Origin of the sequence: Neisseria sp. HMSC065C04, from assembly GCF_001815375.1 — a bacterium.
Classification (GTDB): domain Bacteria; phylum Pseudomonadota; class Gammaproteobacteria; order Burkholderiales; family Neisseriaceae; genus Neisseria; species Neisseria flavescens_D.
The window spans coordinates 17,239-20,947 of record NZ_KV820389.1 but is presented as its reverse complement, the minus strand read 5'-3'; the positions used below and the strand labels follow the sequence as shown (position 1 = coordinate 20,947).

The window sequence follows — 3,709 nt, the reverse complement described above, 5'->3', positions numbered from 1 at the left end:
AAAAAAACGGCTGCCTAGGCAGCCGTTGGGTTTATACATCAATCATCTTGATCGAGCAGTTTTTTCAGTTTTGACAAAGGTTCAGTAACAGGAAACGTGTATCCAATAAATTCTTTGAATTGTCCTGTCAAATCCATCTCGTAGAGAGTTCCTGTCCAATCATTGAAAAACTCCAAGAAAAAAGTCATAGACGACGTATAGGTCGTTAAAACCAATCTTTCACATCTCAACTTGCCTTCGAATCCTTCAGAACCCGCATAACAATGTATTGCAAGGTGATGAAGCTTGTTAGGGTTTTCAGCAAGAATCTTTATTGCGTGATAGAGTAACTCGACATCTACGCTAACTTCTAAATCAGGAACTGAATAGTCGTATTCGTCAGACTGATGGATTTCAAGAAGCTCCTCGCTTTCCTCCGGGAAAACAATCTGCAACTTTTGCACTCCATCTTCTATAGAAAGAGTGAATTTTGGTTTTTCAGGAATAACATTGCTTTCGGTTTTAATATTACACATACTAGTCTCCAAAATGGGAGACAACCCTTTCGGGTTGCTCCCGAAAGGGTAGGTTCATTCAAAAATTACAAGTTATGATAACTACTAGGAATCTTCATCCTCGTCGTACTCACAACCGAAATGCTCAATCGCGAAAGCTCGCACTTTATCCTCTTCGCAAGGATACTCGAATAACGCGCCTTCATGACCTTCATAAGATCCCGCAAACCACATTCCCTCCTCCAAGTATTTGGCTTCAAAGACAAGGTCAGGAAAGCGTTTGGAGATTTCTTCATAAAGCCTATCCGGAGGACCCCAGGCAGTGTCACAGCTGATCCAGATGTCGCTTTTCCCAACCGTCACAAAAGTGCAGTCGGGATCTACGTCCCATTTGCAGCCCCAGTTAGCCATTCGCCAGTCATACCAATCCTTATGACCGTATTGGCGGATGTTTTCCGCAATACGCTTGGCAAATTGTTGATCGTAACGAAAACGAGATGCGACTTCAGCGTTATCTTCAAAATGGGTAAATACTTCACCAACAGTCAGATTGTCCCAATCAAATTTTTCCGAAAAATATTGCTTTAATTCGGAGAAAAGTTCATCCGGCAATCTATATTGAACGGACCAAAAGGATTTATCGCTCTGTTCCAGCATTTCCTGTTCCAAATTGATCAACTTCTTTTCAGGTTGTTGAGCAATTTGAAGCCAGGTCAGCTGCATGTAACTATCAGGCACTTCAGGAAGAATCATCTCCTCCGGCATGGGTACAATATGCTGAAAGCTAAATTGATACCCATCGTCGGTTTTGATCAAGATTTGTTCCGCAACTTCAGCGATACGTTGGGGATTGCCTTCAAAATGAAGGCTGTTACTACACCAATTAGGCATATAAAGCTCCTAAGCAGGAATCCCTATCCCTGCGGATAAGGAAACCCGCAGGTTAATGGGCATGCGCCCGGGTTGATAAAAGAGTCGCCACCGGGAATCCGGAGCACATTTCAGACGACAGGTGCTTTAGATAAAAGGCAAAGAAACCGAAACGGTAACTTTGCCTTCAGGAAGCGGAACGACGGTCCCGCTGGTTTGGAAAAGAAGCACGGAAGTTATGCCGACTCTGCGTACAGTTCGGGCAGGATTTCACGGTGCAGCCAGCCGGTGACGACTTCGCGTAGCACATGGCGGCAGCCATCAGGCAGAACATCGGATAGACTGAAACCGAACTCGTACAGTCCTAGCCCTTCATTCGACTGCCACTCGATGATGGCATTGCTGTGGCGGCGGAAAATCCAGGCGATGTCTTCATCTGATAAATACTGCAATGCCACCTGAAAAATAACCATTTTGTCAGGACGGTTAAAATACTGCCGATAGGCAGACATCAGATAGCGCATGTCGGCAACGGCGGATACGCCTTCACCGGCGTATCCGTCCTCAAGGTAAGTGACGGCTGCAACAGCATCACCATTGCTACTGCTGATACAAACCATGTCGGCATTAGCCTGTTTGGCAAACTCTTCACAGGTTTGGGCAAAGATGGCCAAATCAGCCCCTAATCCCAATATTTTCAGTTCACGTCTAATAGCGGCCATGGCACCATCCGTGTGGGCAGTCAAAACAGCACCGTTTAATTTAGCTGCCGCAGCTGCCGATTCTTCCCTATCGGGATTCATCCATACAATAAAGTTTTGCATTATGTTGCTCCTTAAAAAGAAAACGGAGAACACAGTCCGTAGGGATTGTGTTCCCCACGGGGTTGATAAAAGAAAATGCCGTACATCCCGAAGGATGCGTGTCATGTTTAACGGCAGGACACAAGACAGATAAGGTCTGTCAGCCTGTAAAGACAGGTATTTTTAGAAGGCCTTACTTGAAGGCCGTCTGAAAATACCTGCCCGAAGGCAGGTAGAAGTTACGATTTCAACCGGAAACCACCATATTCGGTGCATTTCCGGAAATCAGAATGTCAATCAGTGTCTGTGTGGCTGCGATGGGCATCTCGTTGCTGATCACAATACTCTGCAACGGAAAATACTTACTTGAGCCGAACACAGACAGGCCAAACTTATCGGGTTTGAAGAAAAAGGAAAAGCCGGGATCTGCTTCACAATACAAATGAGCCTGAAGGATGTTTTCAGAAACATCCAAAACCGATTCGCCGTTTTCGCCAAAGACCAAACCGTATTTCAGGGCAATATAGTTTGCCACTTCAATCAACAGACGTTCGGCATCAGACGGCTTGGGATCAGACGACAGTCTGCCTGCGTACCACTGCCTGCGCTTTTCTGCAGGTGTGTTGAAGACTTTTTCAGCCCAAAGGCGCACCGCTTCGCTGACCTGAATACAGCCTTCTCCTTCAAGAACGGCGACGGCATAAAGCCAATCGTCGAAATAATCGGCTGCCTGGCCAAACGTCAGACCGCTGCCGATAAAGTCGGCAAAGCCGTTTTCGACACGATAGGCAAGGTCTTCGGCATATTCTTCAAATGCCTTATAACTTTCCTCTGTAATTACTGTATCGCGGGGAACATCCCCCATATCCCCAAGACAGTAACTCATATCGTCCGATTTGAGGATGCCGTTGCTGCGGTAGTAATTGGGATAGTGTTTTTCGATAAAGTCCCAGTCCAAAGCGGACGGGCGAAGCATGAAATATTTTGAAACGGACACGAGATTTCCTTTCAGGATAAAAAGAGGGATACGCGCCCGTCGGGGAACGTATCCCCGTGGGGTTTAAAGAAGACTAAATTAATTAAAGAACAATTGGTTTGTCAGGTTTGCGGTTTCTTCCGTACTGTTTAAAATATTTACCCAGTTCATCTTTGGCCCATGACACCGTTACAATATCGGCTACATTTCTATCTGACTCCAATAATTCAAATAAGTCTGTACGACTTTCTGCCAACCAAAGATTGATTTCATCCTTGTTACGACTATAAAGCCATTGCAGATCCTTGCCGGTCAAATAGTCGACATACAATCCGAAATTTGACTCCACACACACTTTTTCTTTAAGAAGATGCAGCAAATCAGCACATCCTTTGTTGATCTCAGGCTCATTAACTGTTACAGAAGCAGCAAAAACATTACCGTCTCTATAAGGCCAATTTTCTGATAGAAGGTTATGGGCGAAATACTCTGATACTTCAGAAAATTCGACTGCAATCCCTAGCGGGAAGCCTTTATTAGACAAAAATTCTGATACCTGAGCTAAA

5 protein-coding genes are annotated in these 3,709 nt (G+C 45.1%); all 5 read right to left on the bottom strand.

The features are described from left to right. Positions 1-38 precede the first annotated feature (38 nt). Positions 39-515: a hypothetical protein gene (locus HMPREF3022_RS02020; protein WP_070765062.1), complete on the bottom strand. Its 477-nt coding sequence runs from the start codon at positions 513-515 to the stop codon at positions 39-41. Positions 516-599: 84 nt separating this feature from the next. Continuing rightward, positions 600-1,385, bottom strand: coding sequence for a DUF1281 family ferredoxin-like fold protein (locus HMPREF3022_RS02015; protein ID WP_070765061.1), 786 nt, complete (start codon positions 1,383-1,385; stop codon positions 600-602). A gap of 215 nt (positions 1,386-1,600) precedes the next feature. Continuing rightward, on the bottom strand, positions 1,601-2,188 hold the full coding sequence (locus HMPREF3022_RS02010; RefSeq protein ID WP_049323170.1) for a hypothetical protein: 588 nt from the start codon (positions 2,186-2,188) through the stop codon (positions 1,601-1,603). Between the two features lie 226 nt (positions 2,189-2,414). Next, positions 2,415-3,164 carry a hypothetical protein gene (locus HMPREF3022_RS02005; RefSeq protein WP_070765060.1) on the bottom strand — a complete coding sequence of 250 codons (750 nt, stop codon included), beginning with the start codon at positions 3,162-3,164 and terminating at the stop codon, positions 2,415-2,417. An 82-nt stretch (positions 3,165-3,246) separates the two neighbouring features. Then, positions 3,247-3,709, bottom strand: a 463-nt coding sequence (locus tag HMPREF3022_RS02000; RefSeq protein WP_168166408.1) for a hypothetical protein, incomplete at its 5' end; no start/stop codon positions are given.